The following is a 25100-nucleotide window of genomic DNA, read 5'->3' as shown; positions in this document are numbered from 1 at the left end:
GTCAGGCCGCCGACCCAATGGGGCTCACAGCGTCGGAACGATCACCTTCCCGTCCTTGATCTCGATGAGGTAGACGTCGGGCCTGCTCTGGCCGCTTTCCTTCCCGGTCGGGCCCGCCTTGGTGAAGCGGATCGGCCCGTTCAGGCCGACGAAATCGACCGACCAAAAGGCCTTGGCGATCGCAGCCGGCTCGGCGGACCCCGCCTTCTCGATGGCGTGGGCAATGGCACGGATGCCGTCGTAGCCGCGGAAGCTTTCGGTGACGCCCGCGAATTCGAAGCCGCGCTGCTTCCACGCGGCGATGAAGGCCTCAGTGGCCTTCGGGTCCGGCGTCTTCCCGGGCAGCCAGGGCAGGAAGGTCGTCAGGTGCATCGTCCCATCGGCGGCCGCCCCGGCCTGGGCGATGATCTGGTCCGGGTTCTGGGAGCCGCCGGTGGTGATCACCCGCTTCTTCAGGCCCAGAGCCGCCATCTGCTTGAACAGGAGCACGAGCCGATCGACAGAGCTCGTGATCATGATGGTGTCAGAATCCGAGGCCTTCAGCTTGGCGAGCTGGGCGCTCATATCCTGCGCGCCCTGGTCCATGGTCTCGACGAGGCCGACCGTGACGCCCTTGTCCTTGAGCATCTTGCCGAAATCGGTCGCCGCGCCGCGGCCGAAATCGTTGTTCAGGACGAGAAAGTCGACCTTCTTCAATCCGAGGCGAGCGACCATCGGCGCGAAAGTCTCGGCCTCCAGCGACGAGGGCGGCGAGATCCGGAACACGTAAGGATTGCCCGAGGTCGTGATCTTGCCGGACGACGAGGTCTCGACCAGCATCGGCGTCTCGTAATCCATCAGCTTCGGCATGACGGCGAGCGTCAGGCTGGAGCCCCAGGCGCCCATCATCACCGGGGTCTTGTCGCTGGTGATCAGCTTCTCGGCGACCGCGGCGGCCTCGGTCGGATTGCTCTTGTTGTCCTCGATCAGGAGTTCGATCTTCTTGCCGAGGACACCGCCCTTGGCGTTGATCTCGTCGGCGGCGATCTTGGCCCCATTGACCACGTAGGTGCCAGAGGCCGCGAAGGGCCCGGTCAGCGGCTCGTTGACACCGATGCGGATGGCGTCCGCCCATGCGCCTGTCGCGGTCAACGCCAACAGGATCGCGTTCGAAAGGGTGAACCTGCCAAGCATTCTCGTGTCTCCGGTGGTGTGAGCGATGGCGCGAGGGGCGATCAGGAGCGGCCGAACCACGCCGCGAGGCTTGTGCGGGCGAGGCCGAGGAGCAGGCGGAACGAGTTCAGGCCGGTGGGCGCCGGGGCGGCGGCACCCGAGAGGCGGGCATCGAGGTTGCGGGAGAAATCCGCCGCGATGCGACCGGCGAGGTCGCGCACGAGGCCGGGGCGGCCGAACTGCGCGAGCGGCCCGGTCAGGGTGTAGCCGACCTCCAGGGCGATCCGGGCCGTGCCGGGGGCCGGTCCCGGTTCGACCCGGTAGCGGATCCGGCCCTCGGTAGCCGAGCGGCCGCCCGCATCGCTGCCGGCGCCGTGGACGGCGCCGATCTGCCCCGCCTCGTCCCGCTCGATGCGGGCGCGGCCCCGGAACGTCGCGCTGATCGGCCCGATCCGCACCTGCAGGCCGCCCTCGACCGTGTCGGGGGTGGGACGCGCGGTGAGCACAGCGCCCGGCAAGCAGGCGGCGACCGCCTCGATGTCGCCGAGGAGGGCGAACACCGCCTCCGGGGAATGGGCGAGATCGAGGATCTGCGTGAAACTGTGGGCCGGAGTGAATGAGGCGGCAAGGTCGGCCACCGCAGCGGGGGCGACCGGGGCGGCCGGACTCGCGGGAAGCGGAAGGGACACCACGCTCTCCCCGCCGATCCCGGCGCCGACCGGCCCAAGGGCCCGCCCGGCTCCGGTCTCGGGGGGAATGCCGCGCGCGCGCCGTTCCGCGATCACTGCCATCACGGCCCGGACGATCCCGGCATAGCCCGTGCAGCGGCAGAGATTGCCCGATAGGCCGACCCGGATGCGCCGCTCGTCGGCTTCGGGCAACCGTAGGACCAGATCGCGGGCGGACACCAGCATCCCGGGCGTGCAGTAGCCGCACTGGAGCGCGTGCTCGCGGTTGAAGGCGGCGCGCAGCTCGCTCGCGATCTCGTCCGTATCGAAGCCTTCGATCGTGGTGATGGCGGCGCCCGCGCAGGCGCCCGCGAAGGTGAGGCAGGCACGGGCCGGTTCGCCGTCGAGGAGCACGGTGCAGGCGCCGCAGACGCCGTGCTCACACCCGAGATGCGTGCCGGTGAGATTCAACTCCTCGCGGAGCACATCGCCGAGATGGCTGCGCGGCTCGGCCGCCAGACGCACGGAGCGGCCATTGACCGTTAGAGCGAGGTCCATGCGCGTGGGCGCGAGTGCGGCCAGGGCGGCGCTCATGCGGCCTCCGAAAGGGGCTTGGATCGGGGATCTGGCTCGGCCGCCGCAGCCACCGCGCGAGCCAGCACCGTCACGTGAATGTGGCGTTCGACCGCGTCGGCCATGCCGGCTTCCCGCAGGGCTGCATCCGCCGCGTGCGGATCGAAGCGCGCGGCGAAGTCGGGGCCGATGCGGCCGCCGAAGAGCGGGCGGGCATCAGCGATGAGCACGGGCGGCCCTTCGACCGCGCCGATCACCGCCCGGCCCCGGCCCACGCCGGGTTCGAGGCGCACGGCCCCGATGGCGTGGGCGAACTCGCCGATCTTCGCGCAATGCTTGACGTAGCCCCAGGCCGCGCCCGGCGGCAGCGCCGGAATGCGCACGGCGACGAGGATTTCGTCCGCGCCGAGGGCCACCGAGAGGGCTCCGGTGATGAAACGCTCCACCGGCAGGGTGCGGCGTCCGGTCCGCCCCGCGATCTCCACCTCGGCGCCCAGCGCCGTCAGGGCGCTCACCCAGTCAGCGGCCGGATCGGCGTGGACGAGACTGCCGCCGATCGTCCCCCGGTTGCGCACCGGACGGTAGGCGATCGCGGCGGCGACGCGGCGCAGCGCGCCGCCGGTGAGGTCGGGTACGCGCCCGTCCTCGATATCGGCGTGGGTCACGCAGGCGCCGAGCACGAGCGTATCTCCCTCGACCCGCGCCTCCCGCAATTCCGGCACGCCGGTCATGTCGAGGATGAGATCGGGCTCGACGAGGCGCAGGTTCAGCATCGGCCCGAGGGATTGGCCGCCCGCGATCAGCTTCACGCTGCCGGGGGTGTCGGCGAGGCGTGCGAGGAGCGCGGGTAGGCTGCCGGGGCGCTCCCAGGCGAAGAGGGCGGGCTTCATGCAGCCTCCCGCGCGGTCACGGCGGGGGTTCCGGCGGAGAGCACCGCCTCTACGATCCGCCGGGGGGTGATGGGGGAGTGCAGCAGCTCGACGCCGAGCGGAGCCAGCGCATCGTTTATGGCATTGGCGAGCGCCGCCGGGGGCGCGATGGCGCCACCCTCGCCGATGCCCTTCTGGCCGAAGCGCGTGTAGGGCGAAGGCGTCTCCATGTGATCGATGCGCGCCATCGGCACATCGGCGGCGCCGGGCAGGAGATAATCGGCGAAGGTCGAAGCCAGCGGCTGGCCGCGGGAGTCGAACCGCATCTCTTCGAACAGCGCCGTGCCGATCCCCTGCGCGAGGCCCCCATGGATCTGGCCGTCCACCACGAGGGGGTTCACCAGCGTGCCGCCATCTTCGACGATGACATAATTGAGGATCTCGACCGCCCCGAGATCGGGATCGACCGCCACCACGGCCGCGTGGGCCGCGTAGGAGAAGGTCCCGGAATCGCGCACCGGCTTGTAGCCGGCGGTGACTTCGAGGCCGCCGGGATCGGTATCGGGCGCGAGATCCTGCGGGCGCCGGTACCACGTGCGGGCGATCGCCTCGAGCGAGACGTCGCCGGAGGGGCCGACGACGTGGCCGCCCTCGAAGCGGCACTCCTCGGGCCGCGCCTGGAGCAGGTGGGCGCCGATCCGGAGAGCCCGGTCGCGCAGTTCCTCACAGGCGGTCGCGACCGCGCCGCCCGCCATCACCATCACCCGCGAGCCCCAGGATCCGGTAGAATAGGGCGTCATCGCCGTGTCTCCGTGGACGAGGCGGGTGCGCGCCACCGGAACGCCCAGGATCTCGTGGGCGACCTGGGCGAGAGTCGTCTCCAGGCCTTGGCCGTGGGAATGGGCGCCGATCCGCAGTTCCAACCCGCCATCCGGGGTCAGGCGGGCGCTGGCCTGCTCGTGGCCGGGCACCATCGGGATGCCCCAGCCTGAATAGACCGAGGTACCGTGGGCGGCCTGCTCGCAGTAGATCGCAAGGCCGAGGCCGATCCGGCGACCGTCCGACTCTCCCGCAATCTGGCGAGCGCGCACTGCCTCGACATCGATGGCCTTCAAGGCGCGGGCCAGGGCCTCCGGGTAATCGCCGCTGTCGAAGTGCTTCTTCGTGATGTTCTCGAACGGCATCTGCTCGCGGCGCACGAGGTTCTTCTCGCGCACGGTCTCGGGGGCGACCCCCGCCGCGCGGGCAACGGCGTCGAGCACCAGTTCCAGGGCGAAGCAGACGCCGGTGCGAGCGACGCCGCGATAGGGCAGGATCGGGCACTTGTTGGTCGCCACCGACCACGTCCGGCAGCGATAGGCCGGGAAGTCGTAGGGACCGGGCAGGATGCTCGCGACTTGCGCCGCCTCCAGGCAGGCCGAGAACGGGTAGGCCGAATAGGCGCCGGAATCGACGGTGGCCTCGCAATCGATGCCGCGCAGCGTCCCGTCCCGCTCGGCATAGGCGGTGATGCGGTAATGGTGCTCGCGGCAATTGGCGTTGGCGGTCAGATGCTCGCGCCGATCCTCCAGCCAGCGCACCGGATGGCCGCAGCGGAGCGCGAGCCAGCAGAGCGCCACGTCCTCGGCGAGGAGGATCGCCTTGTAGCCGAACCCGCCGCCGACATCCGGCGAGACGATGCGGATGCGCCCCTGTTCGATCCCAAGACATTCCGAGAGGCCGTTGCGCACGATGTGCGGCATCTGGCTCGCGGTATGGACGACGAGTTGGTCGAGGCGGTGATCGAGCTGCACCACGGTGCCGCGTCCCTCGATCGGCGCCATGCATTGGCGCCCGGTCGAGATGGTGCGGCTGACCTTGATCGGCGCGTCGAGGGCGCTCTCGATGCCGACATCGACCAGCGTTTCCAGAAAGACGTTGTCGCCCCAATGATCATGGACGAGGGCGGAGCCGGGCTCGCGGGCGGCCAGCATGTCGTGGATGGCGGGGAGTTCTTCCAGGTCAAGCACCACGGAGGCCGCGATATCCTCGGCCTCGGCGCGGGTCGGGGCGACGCAGAGCGCCACCAATTCACCAACTTGCCGGACCTTTCCGGTGGCCAGCACCGGCTGCTCGGAGACCTTGAAGCCGGGCAGGCCGGATACGGCGCGGATCGGCGATACGCCGTCGAGGTCGGCGGCGGTGAAGACCCGATCGCGAAAAGCCTCCGGCACGTGGATGGCGCGGATGCGGGCATGGGCGAGCGGGCTGCGTACGAAGGCGACGTCCTGCATCCCCGGCAGGCGGATGTCGCCGACATACTGACCGCGCCCCCGCATCAGGCGCTCGTCCTCCTTACGGGGCAGCGGAGCCCCCACACCCTCGCGGCTCATCGGGCGCCTCCGAGAAGATCCTGTGCGGCACGGACCAGGATGCCGTCGGGGCGACGGAACTCGTCGAGGATCGAGAAATGGTCGGCGCCCGGCACCGGCAGCAGGGAGCCCGGCGCATGGGCGGCGGCCCGCAGGGCGTGAAGGTTGCGGGCATCGTGAACGAGGGCGGGAAGTTCCCGGCTGCCATAGGCCAGCGTCATCGGCTTGGCCGTCACGGGAAGCCGGAGGGGCGACAGGGTCTCGATCTCGTCGTCGGTCAGCCCAAGCTTGTCGTTCAGGTAGGTCTCGCGGATCGGCGCGAGGTCGTAGACGCCGGAGATCGCCAGAACCGCCGTCACGGCGGGATGTCCAAGGTGGAGCGCTGCGAGCTGCGCTCCGGCCGACCAGCCGGAAAGGACGAGCGGCCCGACGATCCCGTGAGCCGCGCCATCCGCGCGGAGCCAATCGAGGGCGGCCCCGATCTCGGCGACGATGGCGGCGAGGCTCGCCTCGGGTGCCAGGGTGTAGCCGGGCATCGCCACCGCCCAACCGGCTGCGTTCAGCCCTTCCGCGAAGCATGCGAAATCCGCCCTGGCGTTACGCTGCCAGTAGCCGCCATGGACGAAGACGAGGCACGGGGCCTTGGGATCTGCCGCGGGGTAGAGATCGAAGGCCGTGCGGTCCCCCGCGGCGTAGGAGATATCGAGCCCGGCCGGATGCGCCGCGCGGTAGGTCGCGGAGGCGGCGTTTCGGGCAGCGACCCGGGCCGCGCTGTCGGGCACGGCGGCGTTGTTGTCGTAGCAGGCGTCACGGGCCGCCGAGTCCAGGCTGTCCCAGCGGCGGCGCGGATCCCGCGGTGTCGGGTCATCGAGGACGAAGGGGGGCACCCGCACCTCCTCAGGCCGCGATCGCCTGGGGCAGGATCGGCGAGTCCGCTTCGAAGCGCCGCCCCGCGCGGAGGCAGAAGGCCGGGCGCAGCAGGCGGTCGGCGATCACTCGCGTGTCCTCGTTGTCCCTCAGCAGGAAGCGACCCCGGTCGTCGTGCAGCACCGAAACGTCGGCCGCGTAGCCGACCGTGAGGGCGCCGATCCGGTCGCTCATGCGCAGCATCTCGGCCGGGTGGGACGTCACCATCGGCACCACTTCCTCCAGCGGAATGCCGAGCGCCATCATCGGCTTCATCGCCTGAGTCAGGCTGAAGCGGGCTTGGCCGAGGAAGGGATGGTTCTCATCGTCGTGGTGCTCGTCCGGGGTCCCGGCGGGCTGGGGCACCTCGGTGTTGTAGCCATGCATGTCGGCGCCGAGGGTGTAGGGGATCACGCCCGCCGGAAGGGAAGCCCGGGCCACGCGGTAGGAGAAGTGGCTGCCGTGGCCGACATCGACCTTCAGCCCCGCGTCCATCGCCCGGCGGATGATGTGGTGCACCTCGCCCTGCTCGTTGATGAAGCCGCCCGGATGGCGGGTGAAGGGGTGGGCCAGCACGTCGCCAGGCCGCAGCAGGGGGATCACCCGCTCGACGATGGTGTCGGCATCCTCACCATTGGCGCCGGATTCCGGGAGGCCCCAGAGCCTGGCCGAAATGCACGTAGAGCGGCAGGTCGGCGCGGCGGCTGATCTCGGCGGCCATCTCCATGACCTTGATGCCCCAGCGGGCGAAGCCGCCGATCTCGGCGTGGCCCTTGATGCCGCGCACGAGGTCGCGGTTCTCGGTCGCCGACTTCACCGTCGCGTCGATATCGACGCCGTCCGGGCTGTAGAGGTTCGGGTAGAAATGGCCTTCGAGGCCGCCGACGAGATAGGCCGACAGGAAGGCGAGCACCTGCGTCTGCGACTGCTCGGCGATGAAGTGGCGGAAGCCCGGCAGGGTCATGCATGACGGGCCGCCCTGATCCACCACCGTGGTGACGCCCGAGCGGACGCCGACCATGTCGGGGTTCAGGCCGAAGCGGCCGGTGACGTACTGATAGACATGCGCGTGCGTGTCGATCATGCCGGGCAGGACGAGCTTACCCGAAACGTCGATCACCTCGGCCGCGGCCGAGGGGAGGATGGTCTCCTCCACGGCGGCGATGCGCCCGTCCTGCACCGCGACGTCGCGGATGCCATCGATACCGGAGGCGGGGCAGATCACCCGCCCACCGCGCAGAACCAGATCGTAACGGCGGTTGTCCATCTCGACCTCGTGATCCCGGCCAGCCCGTGCAGGCCCCGTTTTTGCCAGATGCGAAGCATGCTTCGTAATTGGCACTGCATGGAGCGTGCCAAGGCTGGAACCGATCTGCGGAGGGGGATGATGAATGAGGGTCTGCGAGCTGGCCTCGCCAGTGAGGAGACGACCACGGGGGAGCCGGTCGGCTCGCGGCATTGGCCACTGGCCGACCGCCCGGGTTTCCTCGCGCGCCGGATGCACCAGATCCACGTCAGCCTTTTTGCTGAGCGATGTGCCGCCTTTGGCGTCACCCCGTTGCAGTACAGTCTGCTCTCTATGCTGCGTGACGTCGGCGAGGCAGATCAGACGACGCTCGCGAGCGCGGTTGCCCTCGACCGAACGACGACGACCGGTGCCCTCAAGCGGCTGGCGGCCCGTGGCCTCGTCAGCCGCGCAACATCGCCCCTGGATCGCCGCGCTCAGATCTGTCGGCTGACCTCAGAAGGCGAGGCCCTCCATGCCGCCATGGAGCCTGAAGCGCGGCAGGCGCACGCGATGACGGTCGAGGCGCTGACGCCTGCCGAACAGGATCAGCTCGACCACGCTCCTGCGACGCGTCATCATTGGACACGAACATCGGCGAGGACCGACCCTCATCGAGTGAGACGCGTTCGAGGCGAGCGGGGCGAAAACCTATCTGCTGTCCCAGCGGCCGTGCATCGAAGCAGATTGGCAGGTTCGGCCCAGGTCTAGCCGGTTGTCCGGGGGCGCCGAGAGGTTGAGTTGCGTGGATTGCTGCCTGTTGGCTTTCCATCGTCAAACCCGGCATTCGCCTACGACGAACATCACTTGATAGGACCCCCTCCGCGTCGATTTCACGAACGGTTGGGGCGCTGCAGAATTACAGGTCCGTGACCCTTGCTTCCGAGCTCGATCCAGCGGGTTGCGTAGTGGGCATTCCGTTTGAGAGAGGCAGCCGCAGCCGATACACCCGTCGAGGCTGTCCCGCAGAAGGGTCAGCCCATCGATGCGCTCTTGGAGCATGGCCCGCCAGCCGGTGACCATCGCACGGATCTCTGCCGCCGTGGGCCGCTTGCCCGGCGGGATCGGCTTAAGGAGCTCCGCGATCTCAGCGAGCGACACCCCGAAACCCTGTGCCACCCGGATGATGGCCACCCGGCGCAGCACATCTCGCGAGAAGCGCCGCTGATTGCCGCCGCTGCGCGTCGCGCCGATCAGCCCCTTCGCCTCGTAAAAATGCAGTGTCGAGACCGCGACACCGCTGCGACGCGCGACCTCGCCGACCGTGAGGAACTCGGGCAGCGCGGTGCGCCTCACCGCCGATGCGGACATCGCTTGACCTCAAGTAAGCTTGAGGTTTCATAAGGGCTGTCGACTTGCCTGCGCAAGTCCTCCGAGCCGTGCGGCCGGGGTACCTCCGGGGTCGACGTGTTTCCTGAATCACGGGTGAGCGCGCCTCCGGTTTTGACGGAGCGGACGACGACATGAGCACGAAACCCATCCTCGCCCTGGTCAGCGGCGCCAACCGCGGCATCGGCCTCGCCATCGCCACGGGCCTCGCCCGGCAGGGCGCGCAGGTGCTGCTCGGATGCCGCGACATCGGCAAGGGCGAGGCCGCCTGCAACGCCCTGCGGGCGGAGGGACTTCAGGTCAGGCCGGTCGAACTGGACACGACTTCGACTGCCAGCGTGTCTCGCCTCGCCGAAATGATCCAACAGGGCTACGGCTATCTCGATGCCCTGGTGAACAATGCCGGCATCGGCGTCGATCACGACCCGATGCTCACCGCCGCCGATCGACTGAGGCGTACCATGTCGGTCAACGTTCTGGGTCCGCTGCTGCTGACCGACGCGATGGCGCCCCTGCTCTCGGCGTCAGGGCGCGGCCGCATCGTCAACGTCTCGTCGGAACTGGCCTCTTTCGGCCTGCGGGCGAACCCGAACTGGGCCTTCGCTGACTTCCCCATGCCGATTTACCAAGCATCGAAAGCGGCTTTGAACTCCCTGACCTTGAGCTACGCCCGGCAGCCCAGGACCGAGGAATCAAGGTCAACTCGATTTGCCCTGGCTACACGGCAACAGAAGCGACGAACTTCGCGGGCACGCGGACGCCGGACCAAGCGGCGGTGGTCGCGATCCGCTATGCGTTGCTCGGGGAAGACGGCCCTACGGGCAGCTTCGCGAACGATCAGGGCGAACTCCCTTGGTAATCGACTGGCTGGCTGGCCGACAACGATTGCCCTTCCGATGCTTGTGATGGGGCATTCCGCGGCCGCGCGTTCGAGCTTCGATCGTGCGGTCCATCGGCCAGCTGGCGCTCAGCCCCTTACGCAGGCCGGCCGATAACCCGTCGCTGAAGGATTAGCGCACCGGCATCCGCGCGCTGCGGACCGTCTACGTTTATGAATGAGCCGAGGGGGCGATCGTGCTGATCGAACCTACGGCTGAACAGCTTCACCAGTTGGTTCGTGCAAGATGGAGGAGGCTTCTAGCGGCAAGGCCACATCCTCGGGCAGTTTACCCAACAAATGACGGCGCGCCCGCTGCACGAGTGACTCGGCGACGGTCGAAGCGGCGGCTCTAGAAGCGCCAGAGCAAGAGCTGAAGATTGGCGGCAGCAATCATTGACCACCATCCAAGATGATGGGCCGAACCGTTGATCTACAACGGTCCAATTTCAATGATTATAGTGAGTAGGAATGGCGCGCCCGAAAGGATTCGAACCTCTGACCCCCAGATTCGTAGTCTGGTGCTCTATCCAGCTGAGCTACGGGCGCCTGAACCGCGGCAGCGACTAGTGCGCGCCGGGGTTGGCGTGCTTCTAGTCGAGCGCGCCGACCTTGGCAAGCGCCGTTTGCAAATTCCTTCGCGACTCCGTTCAGCCTGATTTTCATCGCCCCGATCGGACGGTTGACGTGGCTTCGGGCGGCGCCGTAGATCAGCGGGCCTGCACCAGGAAGGGTGGCCGAGTGGTTTAAGGCAGCGGTCTTGAAAACCGCCGTGGGGGCAACTCCACCGTGAGTTCGAATCTCACCCCTTCCGCCAGGTCTACGTGTCGAGACCCTGCCCTGAAATGTGATTTCGGCTCGCGGTGCAGGCGCATGGCCGTCTCCTGCACGAGAACGTGACCGCCACACCCGCGTGATGCCGCGCAGGGGTCGAACCTGTGCCGCAATCGATCAGGCTGATGCAGCCCTCACAAGGGGGCCTGCCCGCAGAGTGCCCCGTCGATCGCCACGGTATCACGCGATGCGTCCCATCACCGCTTTCCTCACCCTGGCCGCCGCCATGTTTCTTGTCGCGGCCTGTTTCATTGGCCCCGCCAGTGCCGCCGAGAAGCGCTTGGCGCTCGTCATCGGCAATTCGGCGTATCAGGCGAGCCCCCTCGCCACGGCCGCCAACGATGCCGGGCTGGTTGCGCAGACTTTGCAGGCCGCCGGGTTCGATGTGATCGGTGCCCGCGATCTGGACGAGGACGCCTTGCGTAAATCGCTGCGCGACTTCATCGACAAGGCGTCGGCGGCCGGACCCGACGCGGTGACGTTCGTCTACCTTGCAGGGTTCGGCTTGCAGCTTGAAGGCGAGAACTACTTCGCGCCTGTCGATCTGCGCGTAAGCAGTGCGGCCGATGTTTCCCTGCGCGCCCTCCGAATCTCGGACTACACCAAGAGCCTCGCCGCCCTACCCCTGAAGGCGCGCTTCTTCGTGCTCGATGGCGCCCGGCGTTCCCCGTTCGTCGTCGCGGATAAGCCTTTGGCGGGTGGCCTGGCTCTGACCGAGGCCGAGCCGGGCAGCCTGATCGCGTTCAACGCCGCGCCCGGCACGATCGGGCCTGTCGAGAAGGGCCCCTACGGTGCCTACGCCCAAGCCCTCGTGGAGATGATCCGCGAGGGCGGGCTTCAGCCGGGGCCCCTGTTCGACCGGGTGCGCCTGCGGGTCGATGCCGCCACGAAGGGAGCCGAGGTGCCTTGGGATGCCGACCGCACCGCCACGAGCTTTCTCTTCTTCGACCGTGCCCCCGATGCTCCGGCCCTGGGGCGCGAACGGGTGGCCGCACTCCGGGAGCGGCCCCTGCGCGATCTCGGCGCCCAAGATGCCTACGCGGTCTGCCTGGAGCGTGACGACCTCACCCACTACCAGCAATTCGTCTCGGATTATCCGAACGACCTCCTCGCCCGCCGGGTCCGTGCGCTCATCGCCGCCCGTCGCGAGGCGATCGTCTGGCGGCGGACATGGCTCGTCGGCACGCCCGACGCCTACTGGTCCTATCTCTCCCGTTATCCGCGCGGACCACATGCTTGGGATGCGCGGCGCCGTCTCTCTTCGCTCGCCGCTGCGATGGAGCCGCCGCCGCGCTACGTGGCCCTCGTCTACGATGTGCCCCCGCCGCCACCGGAAGAGGTCGTCTATGTCGACCGGCCCGTCATCTATCTCGATGACCCGGTCTTCGCCCTGCCGCCGCCGCCGCCGCCCGCGCTGGTCTTCCTTCCCCCGCCGCCAGCCTATCTCGTTGCGCTGGCGCCCCCGCCGCCGGTCTATGGCGTCTACGCCCTGCCGACGCCCCCCATCGTGGCTGTGCCGACCTACGTGTCGGCTCCCGCCTATGTGGCGCCACCGCCGAACAATGTGATCTTCCAGAACATCCACAACACGACCGTGATCGAGCAGATCAACCGCCAGAACACGATCGTGCAGGCCCCGCCCTCGGGTGCGGCGGTCGGAGCTGGTGCGGTCGCCGGTGCCGCGCTCGGTGCGGCGGCAGCGCGTGTCGCCCTGCCCGCCGCTCTCCAGCAGCGCGCCGCGCTGGCCGCTCCACCTTCCGCAGCGGGCGGGATGGCGCGTCAGGGGGCGAGCCAGGCCGTGCCTCTCACCGCAGCGACTCAGCCGGGGCTTCCCACCGCGCCAGGACAAGTCCCGGGCGGCCGCGCCCTGCCCGGCGCGAATGGTAACGCCCTGCCCGCCGCTTCCTCTCGGATGGCTGTTCCGCCCGGCAACACGACCGCCGCGCCCATGATGGGACGGCCTGTCCGCCCGGCCGAGGCTCGGCCACCATCGCCTGCCCCAGTCACACGCCAGCAGGCTGCCCGGCCCCTACGGCAGGACTTGATGGAGCGTCGCGCACCGTCTGGTCCGCCGCCCGGCCAGCGGGCGGCGTTCGCGGCCCAGCAGCGTGCCTTCGCCCAGGCGCAGCATCAGCAGCAGGCGATGCAACGGCGGCAACAGGCCGTGGCCGCGCGTCAATTTCAGGCGCCGCAGCGACCGCCCGCTATGCCCCATCCGCAAATGATGCCCCATCCGCAAATGATGCCTCGCCCTCAGATGATGGCCCGGCCGCAGGCGGCACCGCCGCCGCATGCTCCGCCTCGCGCCGCCGCACCGCCCCCGCAGCAGGGCGGCGGCGGGCATCATTGCCCGCCGGGCCATCCCTGCCGCTGAGTTCCCGCCATCATGCGCCAGGGTCGTTCACCGGCCCTGGCGGGCGACCTGCCGGGCGACGGCGAGGGACAGGCCGAGGTTGAGGAGGGCGACCGCGACCAGGATTCCCGCCAGCACGTCGATACCGAACCATTCCATGGCATAGCCGCAGGCGAGCGGCGTCGCGGCCTGCCCCAGCAGGGGCGGACGGGCAAGGCGCCCGATCACCGCCGCGTACTCGGCTTGTCCGTAGAGCGCGAGCGGGAGCGTTCCCCGGACGACGGTGCGCATGCCGTTACCCGCGCCGTAGAGCAGGATCGCGAGCCACGCGAGAGAGGGCGCGAGAACGAGCAGGATCAGGCCCAGCGCCACGCTTCCAGCCGAGATCAGCAGCAGGTGAATCGGATGCGCCCGCTGCCCGAAGGCGAGTTCGAGCACGCGCGCACCGACTTGCGAAGGGCCGATGAGAGCGCTGAGGGCCACGGCCGAGGCGGTCGGAATGCCGTGGGATTGCAGCAGGAGCAGCAACTCGACCGCGACCGCTGCCATGAGGATGGCGGCGGTGGTGAAGGTCATGGCGAGGATCCCCTCCCCCGGCAGGCGCGGCGCTTTCACGCCAGGCTTCGGCATCGCGACCCGTGCCGGAACCGCTGCCCGCCCGGCTGGGAGAGCAAGGGCGAAGATCGGCGCCACCACGAAGGCCGCGAGCGCCGCGTAGGCGAGGCAGGTGCCGCGCCAGCCGATATGAGCCACGAGGAAGGTTGATGCCGGCCAGCAAAGAGTGATCGCGAAGCCCGAGGCGATGGCGATCTGCGTCATGGCACTGCGCGCGGAGGCGCCATAGGCCTGGCCGATTGCTGCGAAGAGCGGATCGTAGAGGGCGCCCGCCATGCCCAGGCCCATCACCGCCCAGGCGGCGAGAAAGAGGGCCAAATTGCCGGCCATCGCCATCAGCACCAGGCCAAGCGCCATCACCAACGTCCCGGCCACCAGAACCGGGCGACCGCCGAATCGGCGAATCTGCGTTCCGATCCAGGGCGAGAGCAGCCCGGAGATCAGAATTGCCAGGGAAAGCGAGCCGATCACGAGGCCCTGGGGCCAGCCGGTCGCCTCAACCACCGGCCCGACGATGACGGCCGTCAGGAAGAATGAGCCGCCCCAAAGGATGATCTGAGTGAGGCCGAGCGCGGCGTTGCCGAGTGTGCTCGGCACGCGGCGTTGCGGTTCCAGTATGGGGGCGTCGGAGGCTTGCATGTTGGATCCACGGGCCGGATCACCGGCCCGACCGGGCTAGAACCCCCCGGCCGATCCCGCAAGGCGCCTGACCTCAACCGATCCGGCGGGCGGTCCAGCGTCCGTTGCATGTGGTGATGCCGGACAGGGTCCACTGCCCGCTGCCGGTTTTACCCTTCAGGCGTCCGCTCACCGTGACGGTGGCAAGACCCTGGCGGATCGTGCCGCTGATGCCACCGTCCGGGGTGGCGCGTCCGGTCGCGTCGACATCGTTGTCGCCTGCGTCGTCCACTTGGCCATTGCGGATCACGATCGGGTAATTGTACGGCCCGGTGCAGGACGTTCCATTCCCCTTCGCGATAACCGACCACGAGCCGTCGAAGCGGTCGGCACCGGGAGCCGCCTCCGCAGCGCCGGTCGCGATGAGCAGGAGCGGCGCCAGAGCCGCAAGCCGAATGGTCTTCATGATCTCCTCGATTCAGGCCGCATCGAAGCGGCCAGGTTGGTAATGCCGATTGCGCGCAACGGATCCGGCCGGGAAAGTACCCATTCGGATCTGCCTCGCGGCGGAAGGGGCAACGGGCCGGATGCACACCCGGAGCAGAGGCACACCCGGCCACGCGGCCATGCCGGAATCCCGATGAGGCATTGGTCCCGGCATAACCTCTGGAAAAACTGTCATGCCGCAAAGCATTTCCGCGACTATGAGACCTAGTTGGGTGTATCGCGAGTATCCGCCTGAGATCGATCTACCAGTATAGGCGGATTTTCGCTCAAAACTGCGCCCCTGCGTGAGAAATCACACGACGCCAAGTTCTTGGGACAGTCGATCCCTCGCGCGGCTGACGCGGCTCTTCACCGTACCCGGCGGGCAGCCGAGGATGGCCGCTGCCGCCTCGTAGGTGAGGCCTTCCACTGCAATAAGGGTCAAGGCCTCGCGATGGGGTTGGTCGAGGCGGCCCAAGGCCTGTTGCAGGTCTTGAAGCTCCACCTTGTGTTCCTGTGCAGCCGGTTCGGCGAGCGTCCCCGCATGGGCACCATCCGGATCCGCAACCTCCCGCCAGTACTTCCGGCGCCCGTTGATGTGGCCGTTGCGCAGAATTGTGAACAGCCACGCGACGAGGTTGCTGCCCGGCTCGAACCGATCACGGAATTCCCATGCTTTGAGAAGCGTCATCTGGACGAGGTCGTCCGCCTCGACTGCGTCGCGGGTCAGGGAGGTTGCGTAGCGGCGAAGCCGGGGCACAATGCCGATGAGTTCCTGGCTGAAGGCCGCCGCTGCACCGTTCGCCTCCGTCGCGCCGAGGATCTGCGTCAGCCGGGACAGAACCTTTCCGAGCCGCGATTCCGATTCGATCGGAGCGGCCTCGGGGTAGTACTCCCGGAGCCGCTGTCCCAGTTCGGCAAAGACGAACGCCGTCACGTCGGACGGTTCCTCGGTCGCTTCAAGAATTTCGATTGCCTGCTGCAAGGGAAGGCACACCTGTCGGAACGAGGTGAAGCCGCCTGCACCGCTACAACGCGGGGACGGCCGGGAAGCGACTAATCTTTGGTCGCTCCCGACGCTTTCAATGATACGACAATACCAGTGAGACGGTCGATTTTCAGGGAACTAGGCCGCGTGCAACCCGTTGCCGCCGCGTTGCCACCTTGGCAGCCGCAAGTAGGTAGGAGCGGGACTGGCTGTGACGAAGGGCGTCGACAGGCATGAGCTTCGGCAGATCATCGCCGGCCTCAGCGAGGGGGTGATCCTGGTCGAGCCCGATCAGACGATCGCCTATGCCAACGAAGCGGCCCTTGCGATGCATGGCGCCGAGAGCCTCGATGAGCTTGGCGCGAACATCGACGCCTACCGCGAGCGGTTTTCCCTCCGCTATCGCAATAACCGGGCACCCGAAAGCTATCCGATCGAGCGGGTGGTGGCGGGCGAGTCGTTTCACGACGTCATCGTCGAGGTGACGCGTACCGACCGACCCGGCGTCGATTTCGTGCACTCGCTGCGCAGCCTCGTTGCGACCGGTCACGACGGCAAACCGAGTTGCCTCGCCCTGATCCTGAAGGACGTGTCCGAGCAATTCGAGGCCGAAGACCGTTTCGAGAAGACCTTCGCCGCCAACCCGGCGCCCGCCATCATCACGCGACTGTCGGACCTTCGACACGTGAAAGTGAACCACGGTTTCCTGGAGATGACGGGGCACACCCGCGAAGACGTGATCGGGCACAGCGTCTACGAACTCGATGTCCTGGCGAATGCCCGCAATCGTGATCTCGGGATCTCCCGACTGAAAGAGGGGGCCACCGTTCCGCAAATGGAGGCCTGCCTCGAACTGTCTAACGGGGGGCGGCGCTTCGTGATCGTGGCGGGCCAGCCGATCGAGATGGGTGAAGAGCCCTGCATGCTCTTCACCTTTGCCGATCTCGAATTACGCCGGAAGGCCGAGGCGGCGCTGCGCCAGAGTGAAGAGCGGTTCGCCAAGGCATTCCGCCTCACGCCGGTGCCGACCGTGCTGGCGCGGTCGAGCGATTTCCAGGTCATGAGCATTAACGAGGCCTTCAGCCGCGTCTTCGGGATCGGCGAGGACCGGATCATCGGCCGCTCTCTCGACGGTGCTGGGCTTTGGGTCAACGACACCCAACGTGCGGGTTTCGAGGCGGCGCTCGAACGGCAGGGCTATGTGCTCGGTGTCGAAGTGTGCATGCGCCACGAAGACGGGCACAACATCGACTGTCTCATCTCCGCCGAACGCGTCGAGATCAACGATACGACCTTCGTGTTGCTGGTGATGCAGGATATCACCGACCGCAAGCATACGGAGCGTGAATTGTTCGACGCCATCGAGACGGTGATGGCCGATACGTCATGGTTCAGCCGCGGGCTCATCGAGAAGCTCGCCAACCTGCGGCGGCCGAGCCGACCCGAACCCGACCCGTTGGTGCCAGATCTCACCGCCCGCGAACGGCAGATCCTAAACCTGATCTGCTCCGGCCTCGACGATGCGGCGATCGCGCGCAAGCTCGGCTTGTCGCGCAACACCGTGCGCAACCATGGCGCTGCGCTCTATCGCAAGCTCAACGTTCACAAGCGCACGGAGGCCGTCGTGTGGGGGCGGGAAAACGGCTTCCCGGTCCATATCTCCGGTATATGAATTTCGCAGTACCAGTATTTTTCTACCATTGAACAGCGGACGGCCGTTCACATCTGCCTTGGCAATGAACGGCGGCAGATAAAATGATCGATGGTAAGAAATCGGTAATTTATCGTCACGATCTCTTGCGCTGACACGTTGGTTACTAGGCAAAGCTTTCCGAGACTTCGTCTCTTAAGATTACGAAATCGAGTAGTTGGAGTGTTTTCGTGCCCGCTGAGGTGCCCGTTCCCACCATGACCACGGAGGCGCATGTCGTCACCCCGCTCGTGCCTGGTGCCTACGACGCGCGCAACCTCTGATCCCGTTCACCACCGGCCGGATCGACCGGCCTCCCTCGCGAAGCAGAAGCAGGAGTGCACATCATGAGCAGCACCACCGACAAGCTGAAGGGTCTGGCCAACGAGGCCGTGGGCAACGTCAAGCAGGGCGTGGGCAACATGACCGGCAACGACAAGCTCGTGGCCGAGGGCAAGGCCCAGGAGCTGAAGGGCGAGGCGCAGAAGACGGTCGGCGACGTCAAGGACGGCGCCAAGAACCTCGCCGACAAGGTCACCGGCAAGCACTGAGCCGGTACGGCGGGGCCGCTCGTCTCGGTCCCGCCAGCCTGACTAACCTGCGGGCTCGCCCGCCGATGACGCCGATGGAGAATAGGATGAGCAAGGGATATCCCTCGATGACCGCCCTTCTGGGGCTCCTCGCCGTGGCGGGCTTCCAGAACCGGGACAAGATTTCCGAATGGCTCGGCAGTCATTCGAACGAGCCGCACCGTTCGCCGGTCCCGCCCATCCGCGACGTACCGGTCGGCCACGATTCGCGGGGGCCGTCGAATTTGTCGAGCATTCTCGGTGGAGTCGGCACGGCGGGCGTCGGCGGCCTGATCGCCAGCGGCCTGAGTGAGCTCGTTGACCACTTCACCAAGGGCGGCCACGGCGAGACCGCCAATTCGTGGATCAATCACGGCCCGAACCGCGACATGGCGGAAGCGGACTTGGAGCGGGCGATCGGCCCCGAGACCCTCGACCATCTCACCCGTCAGACCGGCCTGAGCCGTGCAGCTCTCCTGTCGCGCCTCTCGCGAGAATTGCCGTCCGCCATCGACCGGTATTCGCCGGATGGCCGTCTGCCGGTGTAGCTCTCACCCTCTCGGGCCGACGCACGCGTCGGCCCGTTTTATTTCGCGAGAGAGCGGGCCACGGCCAAAAGCCGGAGACGTGACGCGTCGTCCGGCAGCTTAGCCCAAAGGCTCATGAGTTCGATGCCGGACTCATGGATTGGAAGCCCGCCCTCGCTCGAAAAGTCCTTGACCGAGCAGCCGAGCGTCTGCGCAATTTTCAGAAGTGTCGTCGGCGATGTCGCTTGCGGAGCGACCGGGCATTCTTGGTCCGACACTGAATGTCCTCGCCCCGTGCCGCTTTCAAGCAGTATACGCCACATTCCATATTCCACAAATATATCATGGTCACAGTGACGTTATACCAATTTTGGTTGAATTAAACCGACCTGGGGCGACACGATTGGGTCGCATTCTGCTGACAGATTAGAGACCGTTCGATCACGCGTCTTCGGCCGCCATTGCGATGTCGCGTTCCGACCGGCTGAGTATCCGTGCCCTTTCGACACGGGATGGCCAAACCTACGCAGTTTGCCTTGATCCTGAAGAAAGTGTTAAGGCTACGCTTGGACTTTCCTGGCCTTCGAGGGCATCCGCGTAAAGCCATGAGAATGACGCTTATCGCCGTCGCCGGCCTCTCCGTTGCTGCGGGGGGCTGCAGCCTGGGTTCGCTGAGCGGTCCGGCCGCCTACAGTTCGCTCTCGCCGCAAGCGGCGGTCGCGCAGCCTCCGGTTGCACCTCCGGCGGTCGTACCGGCGCCTGCTGCTGGTGAAGACCGCGTTGCCGCGCTGCCGCCCGGCTTCGAACCCGCCCCGGTCTCCGAGAGAATGCCGGGCGATCTCATTCGTCCGATCCCGCAGGGAACTGCAGGCCGTGTCGACCCTGGCGCTGCCCTGTCGGCTTCCGAGCGCGCGCGCAGCCATTGGGAAACCCTGAAGCCCGGCGCCGTGAAGACGCAGGTGCCACTCATGGCTCGCATCGCCCGCGGTGAGAACGGGGAATCGACCCCGGCCGCGGCCACAGTTGCCTCCTCCGCCATCGCTGCGGGCAACTACGATCGTGAGGATACCATGCAGAAGCTTGTGAAAGGCGGGAAGTCCGCAGGTAAGGCTATCTGTAGCGGCTGCTGAGGCAAGCATAGGTGAAGGCAACAGCCTTTCCACCGAGATGTCCCCAAGCAGAAGGCCTGCACAATAAATCCAACTTGAGTCGGCGCGCTCCATGTCTCATCATGAGAATGTTCAATCGTCGTAACAGCTCAGGGCCGAGGACATTATGGAGCAAAGCTCCGCTTTCATAGACATGGCTAGCGACATCGTGGTCGCTTACGTTGCGCACAACCACGTCGCGACATCCGATCTCCCCGCCCTGATCGGCAAGGTACATGCGGCGCTGCTGGCCCTGGCAGAGGGTGGGGTCGCTCCCGCCGAAGAGGCCGCACCCGCCATCACCGCCGCGCAGATTCGCAAGTCCGTGCAGCATGACCGGTTGATCAGCTTCATCGATGGCCGGGCCTACAAGACCTTGAAGCGCCACCTGACGGCCAACGGCCTCACGCCGGATGCGTATCGCGCGCGGTTCGGCCTTCCTTCCGATTACCCAATGGTTGCTGCCGCCTACAGCGAGCGGCGTTCGAGCCTCGCCAAGGCCCACGGCCTCGGCTCGCAGGGCGGCGCTCGCCTCGCCTCGTGAGGCTTCCTCAACATCGCAGCAGGTGAAGGGCGAAGCCGGCGGAATCGACGAAGCTCTCTTCCGCCGTCCAGCCCGCTTTCCCGGCAAGTGCTCTAAAGGCTTCGGCCGGGTATTTGTGCGACGTATCGGTGCGCACGCTCTCCCCGGCCGTGAAGGCGAACTCCCGACCGCCGAGATGAAACGTCGTCGCTTGCTTGGCGACGAGGTGAGCCTCGACCCGGAATGGCTCGTGGAGCACCCGCGCCTCGTGCCGGAACGCGTCGAGTTGGATGTCGGCCCCAAGCTCGCGGTTGATCCGCGACAGGATGTTGAGGTGGAGCGCCTCCATCAGTCCCCCGCAGCCGCCATAGACGGAAACGAGACGGTCCTCGTCCTGCGTCGTGTCGGCGCCGACGAGGAAGTAACTCGGTCCGAGCGTATCCCTGGCCCGCGCGAGGAAGGCCGTCGCTTCCTCCGGGGCGAAGTTGCCGATGCTGGTGCCGGGGAAGAAGCCGAGCACGAGTCCCTCCCCTCGCCCCACCGGCAAATCGACCCGCCGCGAGTAATCCGCCCGCACCGCGACCATGGCGATGTCGGGGTAATCCCCCGCGAGCGTCCTGAGCGACGCTTCGAGATACTCGCCTGAGATATCGATCGCGATGTAGCGAGCCGGGTCGTGCAGGGTGTCCAGCAGAACACGGATCTTCCGGCTCGCGCCGCTCCCGAATTCCACGATGGTCGCGCGCGGCCCGATCCGGTTCGCGATGGCCGGAGCCACGCGGGAGAGAAGGGCCATCTCGCACTGGGTCGGGTAGTAATCCGGGCTGCCGCAGATGCGGTCGAACAGAATCGAGCCCGCCTCGTCCCACAGGTACTTGCCCGGTAAATGCTTCGGCGTCTGGGAGAAGCCTGCGAGAACGTCCGCGAGGAAGGCGGGATCGCTCATGCCGTGGCCCGCGTGGCCGTGAGGACGACGAGAGCGATCCGCTCGGCCACCGCATAGGCGGGCTCGTCCAGTTCCTCCCCGTATTCGTCGGGGTCGAATTCGCGGTAGGTCCACTCAAGCCCAGCGGCTTCGCATGCGGCGATCGCCGCGGTCCGGAACGGGTCTTCGCCCTCCACGATCACCGCGCCGGTGAACAGGACCAGCGTTCCGCCCGGCGCGAGTCGGCTCGCAGCCGCCTCGACCACGGCGAGCGAAAGCCCTTCGCCCAGCGCACCGCCGCCGTCACGATAGGAGCGGCCCGCCCGGTCGATCATGAAGGGCGGGTTGGAGACGATGAGGTCGAACTCGCCCGAGACATCGTTGAGTAGATCGCTCTGCCGAGGCTCGACACGCACTCCGGCCAAGCGGGCATTGAGGGACGCGAAACGCAGCGCCGCAGGGTTGATGTCCACAAGGACGATGTCGGCCTCCGGTGCGCGTTTGGCGATGGCGATCCCCGCTGCGCCCGAGCCCGTGCCGATATCGACGGCGCGATGAATCGGCCGAGACCGACCGGCGATATGCTCGGTCACGGCGCCGACGAAGCGGAATGTATCCGGGCCGAAGAACACCACGTCCGCCGCACTCGGCGGGTAGGCGGAATGCAGGAACAGCTCACCGTCCAGGCTGGAGACGCGGACCGTCGCCCGCCACAACGCGCCTTCTCTGACGAGGAGGCCCGCGTCGCGCATCCGTGCAAACAGGGGGGCGGAAGCACGGCTTCCTCGAAGGGGCGGCTCCAGCCGAACACGTCGCGCAGGCTGCGCGCCCGCTCAGCCCCGGGCCGGGCGTTGACCCGCGCATGTGTCGCGGGCGTAACCGTGGTAAAGTCGTAGCCGAGGTCCTTGAGCCCATCGACGAGGGCGATGAGCGCGGTATCCGAATCTTGCATCGTGGAGCGATCTCGTGCCGGATGGTCCCCCCGTCTCGTCACGTCACCCGTGAACCCCACGCGAGAGCGCAGCGTTCCTGCCCCTCACGCCGGGCGTGAGACGAGACGATAGGTGACGGCGAGACCGGCCGCGAAGGTCGCTGCCCCGAGCCACGCGGCGGCGCGGTAAAAATCCGGCCCCACCAGCGCCAGCGACGAACCCCGCCCGACTGCAAGGTCGGCCCCCGCGAGAAGCACCCCGACGAAGCTCTCGCCCACAAGGAAGCCGGAGGCCAGCAGCACGCCCCGTCGTCTTGCATCGGCCACGACCTCGTCCCGCCGGTCTTCCCCGGTGGTCGCGCGCAGGCGCCTTTCCGCGAGCCAGCCGAGCACGCCGCCGATGGCGATCGTCACCTCGACGGAGAGAGGGAGATACATGCCGATGCCGACCGTGAGCGCCGGGAAGGTCAGGCCGCGCTTCTGCAGCCTCGTCTCCACGACGACCAGAACCGCGCCGAGCCCCGCACCAATCGCCACCATCGTCCAGGGCAGGCGTCCGTGGGCGATGCCATCCGCGATTTGCGTCATCAGGGCGGCCTGAGGCGCGGGCATGGCGCTCGCCCCATCCTGCCCCTCATGCGCCGGGGCACCGACGAAGCCATAGGCCTCATAGAGCAGGGAAAGGAGCGGTGCGATCGCCAGGGAGCCGACGACCACGCCGATGAGCAGGGCGACCTGCTGGTGCCAGGGCGTCGCGCCGACGATCTGCCCCGTCTTCAGATCCTGCAGATTGTCGTTGGCGATGGAGGAGGTGGTGACGATGAGCGCGGTGAGGAGCAGCGCCGTGCCGGTGGCGAAGTTCTCGCCGTCGGGCCCGGTGACCGAGCCGATGACCCATGTCAGTAGAAGCGTCGTCGCCATGGTGGTGAGGACGCCGATCCCCGAAATGGGGCTTGATGAGGAACCCAGCAGCCCCGCGAGGTAGCCGCAGGCGGCAGCCATCAGGAAGCCGAACAGCACCGCGAATAACGTGACGCCGAGGACGAGAAGCGCGAGACCCCCGCCGAGCCCCGCCCCCCAGGCGAAGGCGGTGAAGGTCGCGGCGAGCGGCAGACACAGGATCGCGATCCCTGCGGCCACCCAGGTGATCGGCAGGTCGCGCTCCTCCCGCGGGAGGTCGTCGCGCAGCGCGCCGGAGCCGCCACCTGCATCGGACAGGGCCGAGCGGATGCTGTCGAAGATCGGCTTGCCCAGCGAGACGACGGTCCAGAGGCCACCGACCGCGATGATCCCCGCTCCGATCAGGCGCACCTGATCGGACCAGATCGCTTCCGACAGTTCCTTCGCGCTCTTGCCGTCGTCGGGGGACAGGGCGGTCAGGACCGGAACAGCGATGCCCCAGGCGATGACGACGCCCGTGAACAGGGCGAGACACGCACCGATGCCGACGAGGTAGCCGACGCCGACCAGAGCGAGGGAGAAGCCCGTGCCGCTGCGGAATACCGCGCCGCCGAGGCTCACCGCGCCGCTCACGCTCTCGCTGAGGAGCTTCAGTCCGTTGGAGGCAAGCCCGATCAGTCCAGCCGCCCCAGCGGCGCCGAGGAGGACGCGCAGGCCCCTCGCCCCCGCTTCGCCCTGCCCGGTTTTCAGCACTTCGGCAGCCGCGACACCCTCCGGGTAGGGCAGGCCCGCGCCCGAGACGAGGGCGCGACGCAAGGGAATGGAGAAGGCGACCCCGAGCAATCCGCCGATTCCGCAGACGGCGGTGGTCTGCCAGAACGGGAAGCCGTGCCAATGGCCGATCAACACGAGGCCGGGCAGCGCCAGGATGATGTTGCAGAGGGTGCCCGCCGCCGAGGCCTGCGTCTGCACGATGTTGTTCTCGTGTATGTCCGCCCCGCCCATCAGGCGCAGCGCCCCCATGGAGATCATCGCAGCGGGGATCGAGGACGAGAACGTCATGCCCGTCTTCAGGCCCATATAGACGTTGGCGGCCATGAAGATGATCGTGATGGCCGCGCCGAGGATCACGCCGCGGATTGTAAGTTCGGCGGGGTTCGCCTCGGCCTTGTTTGGCCTCGTCGCGGTCTGCGCGTCCATTCCGGCCCCTGGCTGATCCAGGGTGAACCACCGCTCGCGCTCGACCTTTCCCGGCGGCCGGTCGTCGCCACCAGGAACGCGCGCTCCGCGGCGTGATTGCGCAGGAATGAGTGAATCCTGTCTCCCCTCCAGCGGCAACTTCGCCGACGACGACGTCACAACGGTTGTCGAAGACCTGACTGGCACCTGCCTTCATCTCTGCGTGGACATGCAACGCATGTTCGCGGAGGGGACCGAATGGCGGACGCCCTGGATGCCGAGGGTGCTACCCCGGGTCGAAAGGCTCGTCGCGGCCCACCCGGACCGGACCATTTTCACGCGCTTCCTCCCCGCCGACCGGCCGGGCGAGGGCAAAGGGACCTGGGCCTCATACTACGAGCGCTGGGCGAGCATGACCGCCCAGAACCTTGCACCGGGCCTCATCGATATCGTCCCGAGCCTCGCGCGATATGTGCCGCCCGCCGACATCCTCGACAAGCGAGTCTATTCCCCCTGGCTCGGGACCAATCTCGACGAGCGCCTGCGGGCGCGCGGCGTCGACACCCTGGTCGTGACGGGAACGGAGACGGATGTCTGCGTGCTGGCGGCCGTGCTCGGCGGGGTCGATCTCGGCTACCGGATCATCCTCGTCTCGGACGCGCTGTGCTCATCCTGCGATGAAGCCCACGATGCCCTCATGGTGATGTACCGGATGCGCTACCGGCATCAGGTGCACACGCTCACCACGGAGGAAGTGCTGGAGCGTTGGCGGTAAGACCTGCGCTCGCAATGACGAGAAGGGTT

General features: G+C 67.5%; 19 protein-coding genes, 2 tRNA genes and 3 pseudogenes. 10 read left to right on the top strand and 14 right to left on the bottom strand.

From position 1 onward, the window contains the following. Positions 1-24 precede the first annotated feature (24 nt). The 6 genes and pseudogenes from ACFQE0_RS15285 to ACFQE0_RS15260 all read right to left on the bottom strand — a co-directional run bounded on the left by ACFQE0_RS15285 (position 25) and on the right by ACFQE0_RS15260 (position 7786). Positions 25-1173: an ABC transporter substrate-binding protein gene (locus ACFQE0_RS15285; protein ID WP_378971088.1), complete on the bottom strand. Its 1149-nt coding sequence runs from the start codon at positions 1171-1173 to the stop codon at positions 25-27. A gap of 41 nt (positions 1174-1214) precedes the next feature. Beyond that, entirely contained in the window at positions 1215-2414 is a 1200-nt protein-coding gene (locus ACFQE0_RS15280; RefSeq protein ID WP_378971086.1) for a xanthine dehydrogenase family Fe-S subunit, read from the bottom strand. Continuing rightward, the gene (locus ACFQE0_RS15275; RefSeq protein WP_378971084.1) at positions 2411-3283 is read right to left on the bottom strand and encodes an FAD binding domain-containing protein; all 873 of its coding nucleotides are present in this window, start codon (positions 3281-3283) and stop codon (positions 2411-2413) included. Before ACFQE0_RS15275 ends, ACFQE0_RS15280 begins: the two co-directional genes overlap by 4 nt. Next, positions 3280-5634: a xanthine dehydrogenase family protein molybdopterin-binding subunit gene (locus ACFQE0_RS15270; RefSeq protein ID WP_378971082.1), complete on the bottom strand. Its 2355-nt coding sequence runs from the start codon at positions 5632-5634 to the stop codon at positions 3280-3282. The genes ACFQE0_RS15275 and ACFQE0_RS15270 overlap by 4 nt, the downstream gene beginning before the upstream one ends. Next, positions 5631-6500 (bottom strand): alpha/beta hydrolase, encoded by an 870-nt coding sequence (locus ACFQE0_RS15265; RefSeq protein ID WP_378971080.1) that lies wholly within the window; start codon positions 6498-6500, stop codon positions 5631-5633. Before ACFQE0_RS15265 ends, ACFQE0_RS15270 begins: the two co-directional genes overlap by 4 nt. 10 nt (positions 6501-6510) lie before the next feature. Next, positions 6511-7786 (bottom strand): annotated as a pseudogene (locus ACFQE0_RS15260) (amidohydrolase/deacetylase family metallohydrolase). A gap of 48 nt (positions 7787-7834) precedes the next feature. On the opposite strand from ACFQE0_RS15260, the pseudogene ACFQE0_RS15255 reads away from it, so the two are divergent. Then, positions 7835-8182, top strand: a pseudogene (locus ACFQE0_RS15255) (hypothetical protein); the annotation flags it as partial. Positions 8183-8578: 396 nt separating this feature from the next. Here the strand turns inward: ACFQE0_RS15255 and soxR are convergent. Then, positions 8579-9115 carry a redox-sensitive transcriptional activator SoxR gene (gene soxR / locus ACFQE0_RS15250; RefSeq protein ID WP_378971078.1) on the bottom strand — a complete coding sequence of 179 codons (537 nt, stop codon included), beginning with the start codon at positions 9113-9115 and terminating at the stop codon, positions 8579-8581. Between the two features lie 152 nt (positions 9116-9267). Here soxR and ACFQE0_RS15245 point away from each other — a divergent pair, with 152 nt between their 5' ends. Further along, the gene (locus ACFQE0_RS15245; protein ID WP_378971076.1) at positions 9268-10128 is read left to right on the top strand and encodes an SDR family NAD(P)-dependent oxidoreductase; all 861 of its coding nucleotides are present in this window, start codon (positions 9268-9270) and stop codon (positions 10126-10128) included. Between the two features lie 354 nt (positions 10129-10482). Here ACFQE0_RS15245 and ACFQE0_RS15240 read toward each other — a convergent pair. Further along, positions 10483-10559: transfer RNA gene (locus ACFQE0_RS15240), tRNA-Arg, on the bottom strand. Positions 10560-10737: 178 nt separating this feature from the next. Between ACFQE0_RS15240 and ACFQE0_RS15235 the strand changes: the two genes are divergently transcribed. Then, positions 10738-10827 (top strand) — tRNA-Ser (locus tag ACFQE0_RS15235). 204 nt (positions 10828-11031) lie between these two features. Then, positions 11032-13218 carry a caspase family protein gene (locus ACFQE0_RS15230; RefSeq protein ID WP_378971074.1) on the top strand — a complete coding sequence of 729 codons (2187 nt, stop codon included), beginning with the start codon at positions 11032-11034 and terminating at the stop codon, positions 13216-13218. Between the two features lie 27 nt (positions 13219-13245). Here the strand turns inward: ACFQE0_RS15230 and ACFQE0_RS15225 are convergent, their stop codons facing one another. From ACFQE0_RS15225 to ACFQE0_RS15215, 3 genes are all read right to left on the bottom strand, one after another. Continuing rightward, positions 13246-14409, bottom strand: coding sequence for an MFS transporter (locus ACFQE0_RS15225; RefSeq protein ID WP_378971072.1), 1164 nt, complete (start codon positions 14407-14409; stop codon positions 13246-13248). A 115-nt stretch (positions 14410-14524) separates the two neighbouring features. Then, a complete protein-coding gene (locus ACFQE0_RS15220; protein WP_378971071.1) occupies positions 14525-14896 on the bottom strand; it encodes a hypothetical protein in 372 nt (123 codons plus the stop codon). Positions 14897-15229: 333 nt separating this feature from the next. Continuing rightward, entirely contained in the window at positions 15230-15853 is a 624-nt protein-coding gene (locus ACFQE0_RS15215; protein WP_378971069.1) for a sigma-70 family RNA polymerase sigma factor, read from the bottom strand. A gap of 262 nt (positions 15854-16115) precedes the next feature. On the opposite strand from ACFQE0_RS15215, the gene ACFQE0_RS15210 reads away from it, so the two are divergent. From ACFQE0_RS15210 to ACFQE0_RS15190, 5 genes are all read left to right on the top strand, one after another. Continuing rightward, entirely contained in the window at positions 16116-17576 is a 1461-nt protein-coding gene (locus ACFQE0_RS15210) for a helix-turn-helix transcriptional regulator (protein WP_378971067.1), read from the top strand. Positions 17577-17941: 365 nt separating this feature from the next. Further along, on the top strand, positions 17942-18145 hold the full coding sequence (locus ACFQE0_RS15205; protein WP_378971065.1) for a CsbD family protein: 204 nt from the start codon (positions 17942-17944) through the stop codon (positions 18143-18145). 86 nt (positions 18146-18231) lie between these two features. Then, complete coding sequence (locus ACFQE0_RS15200; RefSeq protein WP_378971063.1) at positions 18232-18711, top strand: YidB family protein; 480 nt, start codon at positions 18232-18234, stop codon at positions 18709-18711. 515 nt (positions 18712-19226) lie between these two features. Further along, positions 19227-19820 carry a hypothetical protein gene (locus ACFQE0_RS15195; RefSeq protein WP_378971061.1) on the top strand — a complete coding sequence of 198 codons (594 nt, stop codon included), beginning with the start codon at positions 19227-19229 and terminating at the stop codon, positions 19818-19820. 172 nt (positions 19821-19992) lie between these two features. Continuing rightward, the gene (locus ACFQE0_RS15190) at positions 19993-20382 is read left to right on the top strand and encodes a Ros/MucR family transcriptional regulator (protein WP_378971059.1); all 390 of its coding nucleotides are present in this window, start codon (positions 19993-19995) and stop codon (positions 20380-20382) included. Positions 20383-20389: 7 nt separating this feature from the next. On the opposite strand, the gene egtD is transcribed toward ACFQE0_RS15190, so the two are convergent. The 3 genes and pseudogenes from egtD to ACFQE0_RS15175 form a co-directional block, all read right to left on the bottom strand. Further along, positions 20390-21307, bottom strand: a complete 918-nt coding sequence (egtD, locus tag ACFQE0_RS15185; RefSeq protein ID WP_378971057.1) for an L-histidine N(alpha)-methyltransferase — start codon at positions 21305-21307, stop codon at positions 20390-20392. After that, a pseudogene (locus ACFQE0_RS15180) lies at positions 21304-22238 on the bottom strand (methyltransferase). The gene egtD and the pseudogene ACFQE0_RS15180 overlap by 4 nt, the downstream one beginning before the upstream one ends. Positions 22239-22322: 84 nt before the next feature. Further along, positions 22323-24317 carry an OPT family oligopeptide transporter gene (locus ACFQE0_RS15175; RefSeq protein WP_378971055.1) on the bottom strand — a complete coding sequence of 665 codons (1995 nt, stop codon included), beginning with the start codon at positions 24315-24317 and terminating at the stop codon, positions 22323-22325. 106 nt (positions 24318-24423) lie between these two features. Here ACFQE0_RS15175 and ACFQE0_RS15170 point away from each other — a divergent pair, with 106 nt between their 5' ends. Continuing rightward, positions 24424-25071, top strand: a complete 648-nt coding sequence (locus ACFQE0_RS15170; protein ID WP_378971053.1) for a cysteine hydrolase family protein — start codon at positions 24424-24426, stop codon at positions 25069-25071. Positions 25072-25100 lie beyond the last annotated feature (29 nt).

It is taken from the genome of Methylobacterium komagatae (genome assembly GCF_042661665.1).
In the GTDB taxonomy this organism is placed as follows: Bacteria; Pseudomonadota; Alphaproteobacteria; order Rhizobiales; family Beijerinckiaceae; genus Methylobacterium; species Methylobacterium komagatae.
Note: the sequence above shows the minus strand (reverse complement) of the source record. Positions and strands in the feature narration are given on the sequence as shown.

What these genes read in the sequence shown, in the direction of transcription:
- ACFQE0_RS15285 (WP_378971088.1), bottom strand. Translation starts at nt 1,173, where the DNA reads ATGCTTGGCAGGTTCACCCTTTCGAACGCGATCCTGTTGGCGTTGACC.
- ACFQE0_RS15280 (WP_378971086.1), bottom strand. Translation starts at nt 2,414, where the DNA reads ATGAGCGCCGCCCTGGCCGCACTCGCGCCCACGCGCATGGACCTCGCT.
- ACFQE0_RS15275 (WP_378971084.1), bottom strand. Translation starts at nt 3,283, where the DNA reads ATGAAGCCCGCCCTCTTCGCCTGGGAGCGCCCCGGCAGCCTACCCGCG.
- ACFQE0_RS15270 (WP_378971082.1), bottom strand. Translation starts at nt 5,634, where the DNA reads ATGAGCCGCGAGGGTGTGGGGGCTCCGCTGCCCCGTAAGGAGGACGAG.
- soxR (WP_378971078.1), bottom strand. Translation starts at nt 9,115, where the DNA reads ATGTCCGCATCGGCGGTGAGGCGCACCGCGCTGCCCGAGTTCCTCACG.
- ACFQE0_RS15245 (WP_378971076.1), top strand. Translation starts at nt 9,268, where the DNA reads ATGAGCACGAAACCCATCCTCGCCCTGGTCAGCGGCGCCAACCGCGGC.
- ACFQE0_RS15230 (WP_378971074.1), top strand. Translation starts at nt 11,032, where the DNA reads ATGCGTCCCATCACCGCTTTCCTCACCCTGGCCGCCGCCATGTTTCTT.
- ACFQE0_RS15220 (WP_378971071.1), bottom strand. Translation starts at nt 14,896, where the DNA reads ATGAAGACCATTCGGCTTGCGGCTCTGGCGCCGCTCCTGCTCATCGCG.
- ACFQE0_RS15205 (WP_378971065.1), top strand. Translation starts at nt 17,942, where the DNA reads ATGAGCAGCACCACCGACAAGCTGAAGGGTCTGGCCAACGAGGCCGTG.
- ACFQE0_RS15200 (WP_378971063.1), top strand. Translation starts at nt 18,232, where the DNA reads ATGAGCAAGGGATATCCCTCGATGACCGCCCTTCTGGGGCTCCTCGCC.
- ACFQE0_RS15190 (WP_378971059.1), top strand. Translation starts at nt 19,993, where the DNA reads ATGGCTAGCGACATCGTGGTCGCTTACGTTGCGCACAACCACGTCGCG.
- egtD (WP_378971057.1), bottom strand. Translation starts at nt 21,307, where the DNA reads ATGAGCGATCCCGCCTTCCTCGCGGACGTTCTCGCAGGCTTCTCCCAG.
- ACFQE0_RS15175 (WP_378971055.1), bottom strand. Translation starts at nt 24,317, where the DNA reads ATGGACGCGCAGACCGCGACGAGGCCAAACAAGGCCGAGGCGAACCCC.
- ACFQE0_RS15170 (WP_378971053.1), top strand. Translation starts at nt 24,424, where the DNA reads ATGAGTGAATCCTGTCTCCCCTCCAGCGGCAACTTCGCCGACGACGAC.